The sequence below is a fragment of the Rubritalea sp. genome, assembly GCF_039830215.1.
Lineage (GTDB): Bacteria > Verrucomicrobiota > Verrucomicrobiia > Verrucomicrobiales > Akkermansiaceae > Rubritalea.
Genome location: NZ_JBDOPO010000114.1, coordinates 12,093 through 18,017, shown reverse-complemented (window position 1 = coordinate 18,017; position 5,925 = coordinate 12,093). Strand labels below are relative to the sequence as shown.

The 5,925-nt window shown below is 48.5% G+C and carries 3 protein-coding genes and 1 pseudogene; all 4 read right to left on the bottom strand.

The features are described 5' to 3' along the window. Positions 1-1,098: 1,098 nt before the first annotated feature. Positions 1,099-2,553 carry a sulfatase-like hydrolase/transferase gene (locus tag ABGY95_RS03915; protein WP_347440399.1) on the bottom strand — a complete coding sequence of 485 codons (1,455 nt, stop codon included), beginning with the start codon at positions 2,551-2,553 and terminating at the stop codon, positions 1,099-1,101. 75 nt (positions 2,554-2,628) lie between these two features. After that, entirely contained in the window at positions 2,629-4,176 is a 1,548-nt protein-coding gene (locus tag ABGY95_RS03910; protein WP_347440398.1) for a sulfatase, read from the bottom strand. A gap of 27 nt (positions 4,177-4,203) precedes the next feature. Continuing rightward, positions 4,204-5,619, bottom strand: coding sequence for a sulfatase-like hydrolase/transferase (locus tag ABGY95_RS03905; RefSeq protein ID WP_347440397.1), 1,416 nt, complete (start codon positions 5,617-5,619; stop codon positions 4,204-4,206). A 39-nt stretch (positions 5,620-5,658) separates the two neighbouring features. Next, positions 5,659-5,925: pseudogene (locus ABGY95_RS03900) on the bottom strand (arylsulfatase); the annotation flags it as partial.

Below are 5,925 nucleotides of genomic sequence, written 5' to 3'. Positions count from 1 at the left end.
TCCCCGCTCCACCAGATTGACCGTAACTAGTGATGTTGTCGGCGGTAAATGTCGGATTGAGATCGAAATCTTGGGTGTAGATCACTGCTGCCTGCGAGGAAATCGCCATTGCAGCCACTGCAGCCACTGCAGCCATTGTCGTTAGCATTTTTTTATATTTCATATGAATATTTGAGGTAAGTTTTTTTCAGCACTAACCACCATAAGTATTTCAGCCAAAGTAACAAGAACTAAATGGCATGAGCCGGATCACCCTTTTGGTTGCTATAGATGGTTTATTTTTTTGATGATGAATCGACTACAACGACCATGATCTACTGCCCTCATTAGCAAATATTTGGAGTCTACCATCTGGCTTTATGGGCTAGACGAGTGTGGTGGGGCATACTGGAGTGACCTCTAGGATGAAGCGAGGCCCTGACTCAGATCGCGCTTATTTATCAACTTCAACAGCTATCACACAGGCTTATCCATTTAAGCGGCAGCCCCCGCTCAGGAGCGAACTGATGAACAATTAATCAACCAAAGACACACTGCATGAGCTGGACAAAGTATCGCTGCCGACATACTTTAGCGAAGCACCACCTATGCTTAAAGCTGCAGAGTTTATTGCCGTCTTCTTTTACTATTATTGATGAGGCCTGCTACCACGATGACACCTGCGCGCCAGCTCTCTTCGCTCACCTTCAAGACGGCGAGATTGCAATATTTGACAGGGCCTATATAAACTTCACTCATCTCTAAGGCCCTTGTAAAAGGAGGATATTCTGCGTGACTAGAGCCAAGAACGACAGGCCTGACACAACTAAAAAAGCTGCTGCAGACGTCCAAGAGAAATATTTCTGCTGATGACCTCATCCTTTTAAAGACCCCAAAGAGTAAGCACCAGCAGCACTCGACGCTGATGCGCAGAGTTGAGATGATTGTGAATCAAAATTCGTTTTTTACAAGTGAGGCTGTTCTTGAGACATGTGTAACAGACTGAAGTGTCTGCAACTCCACACCGGAGCGCGTCGAGCCACAGCATGCCAGAATGCTGCAGAATACACTAAAACTATCGAAAGCTAAATAGCTATTCTGAGCTGGCCCCTGGATTAATTATTCTACTTTAAGAAACGTTCCTTGCTGCTCATATGGCTCTGGGTAATCTTTACCTTCAAAGCTCTTGCGGCAGGATTCAACCCAGATCTTGAGATCGGCCTTCATTGATTGAGCTCGCTCTGGATGCTCCTCTATCAGGTTGTTAGCTTCAGCTGGATCGTCATGCAGATGGTATAGTTCATCGCCTTGTGCAGATGCTGGCATAGTGAAGAGCTTGTAGTCCCCTTTGATCAGAGCTAACTGGCTAGTTTTGATAGTGGAAGCAAAAGGAATATAGGTGTGACGCTCCTTTGCCTTACCAAGTAAAATTGGTACGAGGCTTTCGCCATCAATGGGGCGATCCTGTGGTTGTTCAGAACCGATGAGCTCACACACAGTCGGTAAATAATCTAGCGTAGAACTCGGTACTTGGAGGGTTTGACCCTTATCAATCGTACCCGGCCATACTGCGAGAGCTGGAACGCAAACCCCGCCATTATACAAGGAACGCTTACGCCCACGGAAATTACCCGCTTTACCATAAAAAGCTCCATGATAGGCATCATACTTAGGCTTGGGCCTGCCGCCTCCTTCCGGGCCATTGTCTGAGCCGAACCACAAAATGGTATTTTTATCAACCCCCAGACGCTTGAGCTCGGCACGAAGTCGTCCTATCTGCTCGTCCATCGCAGTGATACAGCCGTAATAGTGTTGCTGCCCTTCGGTGTACTCCTCGTACATTTTCAAATACTCAGGCCCGGCAACGACCGGACTATGAGGGGTGTGAAACCAAATAGTCGTCATAAAGGGTTGATCTGCGGCGACTGCTTTCTCAATGAATGGGATGGCGCGATCCATAATGACCCGCGAATCATCTCCTTCTAGATTTTCCGTGACCTTATTGCCATTATGCCAATAGGGAGAGTCATGCTTCTTGTGTGCACCACTTGCTGGGTTCCAAGTTGGAACCGAGATTTCTGTCGCCAATGCATCGTCGTAATCGCGTTCCCATGGTGGAGCAAAGTCCTTGGCTGGATCCTTGTGCCGAGGAGACTCTGTCTTGCTCAAAGTTCCAAGGTGCCACTTACCAAAATGCCCCGTGGCATAGCCATTGGCCTTGCAGACTTTAGCAAGCGTGATCTCCTGTTTGGGGAGTTTCCCCACGTTGACATCCATCATGCCAAGTCGCATGTAATGTCGGCCAGTTAGGGAGGACGCGCGGGTCGGAGCACACACTGGGCCAATGGAATAAAAGCGGGTAAAGCGAATGCCCTCTTCCGCCATGGCATCCAAGTGGGGAGTTTTTATTATTTTGTTCCCATTGAACCCTGTGTCTCCATATCCCAGATCATCCGCCAACAGGAAGATGACATTAGGGGATCTATCCTTCTCTACTGCTGTTGCAGCTTCTGGCGAAAAGGCCGTCAGCATGATGCCGAAGCCAGCAATTTTCAAAAATGTTCTATGTCTCATATTTTGCACTTAAGTTTATCGTTATCATCAATGTACCTCACCCCTGAGGTGCGCACTATAGGCTTTCTACTATGGCTAACGCCAATTGGAATCTATGACCGCCTGAATGGAGGGGTACTTAACGTCGGTCTCATTTAGATCAGCACGGGTTCTTTTTAGTTCAAGTTTCATGTCTGCGATGATCTTCCCATACTCTGGATTGGCATATTGATTATCCATTTCGTGCGGGTCCTTTTCCATATCGTAGAATTCCCAGGCTACAGGGGTTTGCATCTTCCCATTCGGGGTGCAACCATAGAAAAAGATCAGTTTATAGCGTTCACCACGAATGCCGAAATGGGCCGGTACTTTCAGGCTGTGGGCAAGGTGCATCCAGTAGCGATAGTAAGTGTGGGTCCGCCAACTATTAGGCTTTGCCTTGCCCAGTAACGCAGCAGCAAAGCTATGTCCCTGCATGTACGTTGGCGTCTTCGTATTGCCGGCTAATTCCAGTATCGTCGGAGCAAAATCAGTATTGTTGATCAGCCAGTTATTTTCAGATCCTGACTGAATCCCATTTGGCCAATGGACAATGAAGGGAATGCGGAAGGACTCCTCGTACATCCAGCGTTTGTCCATGAAATCATGTTCCCCCAGGAAGAACCCCTGATCGCCAGTGTAGATGATCACCGTGTTTCCCAGTTCACCAGTTTCTTTCAGGTAGTCGACCAAGCGTTTGACATTGTCATCGACCCCTTTGACGCAACGTAGATAGCGCTTGAGGTATTTCTGGTAAACCACCTTTCCGTATTCCGGCTCGTCCAGTTCATTGTCAACCCCAAGCCTACCGCCCAGGTTCCAAGACGGATGATTCTTGGTCACACCCGCGCCGAACTTTCGGGTTGCTTCGGAGCCAAACCCCTCTGCCGGTTGATTGTGGAGATTACCCGGTTCAGGAATTATCTCATCCTCGAGGTAGCTATCATACCGTTGGGCGTTTTCGAACATGTCATGCGGCGCCTTAAAGTGATGCATTAGAAAGAATGGCTTATTTACATCCCTATCGTTTTTAAGCCAGCTCAAGCTGATATCAGTGATCGCATCACTTGAGTGTGTGCCCGCTTTTTTTATGGTATTATGGGGCCATACTCGGTCACCTCGAATACGAAAATCGGGATTGTGATATTTACCTTGGCCAGGAAGCACGCAGTAATAATCGAATGCAGCAGGCTCTTTTTTGAGGTGCCATTTCCCGATCATCGCGGTCTGGTAGCCGGCCTTTTTCATTTCGATGGCAAGAAATTGTCGCTCTGGCGGAAGATTCCCGTTGAGATCCAGTACTCCATTTTTTTGAGAGTACTGACCAGTCATAATACTGGCACGGCTGGGCGTACAAATAGCGTTGTTGCAAAAGACCCGAGCAAAGCGCATGCCATTGCTGGCCAGATCGTCAATGTTAGGTGTAGGATTCAGCTTTGCCAAACGACTCCCATAAGCCCCAATGGCCTGGGTGGTATGATCATCGGACATGATAAACAGGATATTGGGAGATCTCCCCTTCTCTCCCGCCATAGCAAGCCCCTGAAAAAAGCCTGCCAGCATAAAGCCGAATCCCGCAATTTTCAAAATTTTGCTATGTTCCATATTTAGCAATTAAGTATCTTTCCAGTATCAATCTGTCGGCTGCACATCGTCCAGCCATGCATCGTGAAGCGCTTTAAGGCGTTTCGCAACCTCTGGTTTCGCTCTCAGGTGGTTCTTCATCTCCGGCTGAGGGTCATTCAAATTGGCCAGAAACTGCCCTTTATCGGCTGTACCCACCAACTTCCAGTTGCCATCAAGAACTGCCCACCTTTTAGCCCACTGCCAGTGTAAATCTGTATGAGGGGATTCTGCTGTCTCCGACTTGATGACTGGCAGAAGACTTTTTCCATCGAGCTTCACATCGGGCTTGGCGACCCCACAAAGATCCAGTATCGTAGGCATCCAGTCCATAGCGGTTACCGCCTGATTACGCACAGCACCTTTGGGGAGCTGCGACGGGTAGCTTATGATCGCTGGCACTCGGAGTCCGCCCTCGAAGAATGTTCCTTTCTGGCCTCGCCATTTCCCGGTGTTACCGCCACCATTCGCACCATAATATGTGCCCTTTGGCAGGCCACTCTTGTGATTATCCACTTTGATATACGGTTTCTCTGTGGAATGGCCGTTATCACTCATGAAGACGATAATCGTATTTTGAGTGAGTCCATATTGCTCCAATCGCTGCATAATCTGCCCCATATGATCATCGGTGGTTGAAATCATTTTAGCGTAGGACTGACGCGGCATTTCCATATCCGCATAACGTGCGTCAAATTTCTTATCAGGCTGCTCAGGGTAGTGGGGTATATTGAATGCGACATACAGGAAAAAGGGAGAATCTTGGTTCTTGTCGATAAACTTTAGTGCGCGCTGGGTAATCAGATCTGGGAAGTACTTGCCATCCGACAAGATTTCCTTCTTTCCCTCGTAAAGGTCGTGAAAGCCTTCACCATGGAGGAAATAGTGATTGTAATTATCAATAAAACCGCCGCGAATCCCGAAAAACTCATCAAAACCCTGCTCGGTCGGTCCATGATCAAGGTGAGCACCAAGGTGCCACTTACCAAACAATGAGGTTTTGTATCCCGAATCCCTTAGCACTTCTGCTAGAGTAACCTCCTCTAGCAACAGATTTCGGCCTTTTTTCGTTTCCCTGGCATCCCCCTGCGTCCAATGGCTTACATTCCCCCGTTGCGGGTGACGACCAGTCATCAGCATTGCGCGCGCCGGACAGCAGACTTGGTGCGCATAGGCTCGAGTGAAACGCACGCCAGTTTCAGCCAACTTGTCCATGTTAGGCGTGTACAGATCCTTTGATCCATAGCAATTGGCATCGAGCGTGCCCTGATCGTCGGTGAAGAAAATAACCACATTGGGTTTAGCTTGCTCGCTGTTGGGAGGACTTGCCGAGAGTGAGGTCCCCATCAAACAAAGCGTGGCGACCGCCATATGCCTTATGTCATTCAGCCATTTTGGGCTGTTAAGCTTTAGAATATTGTTCATGTGAAAATTAATTGTTTCAATCGTGGTTCTCGTTAGAAATTAGAATTTCGGCGGTGCCCAGTCGGGTATACCGCGCTCAGCCTTCTGTTTTTGGTAGCGGACAGCCAGCGGATGCTCCTTGTCTAATAGGCGGCTTTCGTTGACCATCAGCGGCACGGTTTGCTCCCACCATACGTCGTACGCCTTGGTGAGGCGATCCATCACTTCAGGATACTGCTTGGCTAGGTCACTTTTCTCGTAGGGATCCTTGGATATATCGTAGAGTTTCTTGCCAACCATGCGCCAACGCTGGGTGCGCACAGCGTA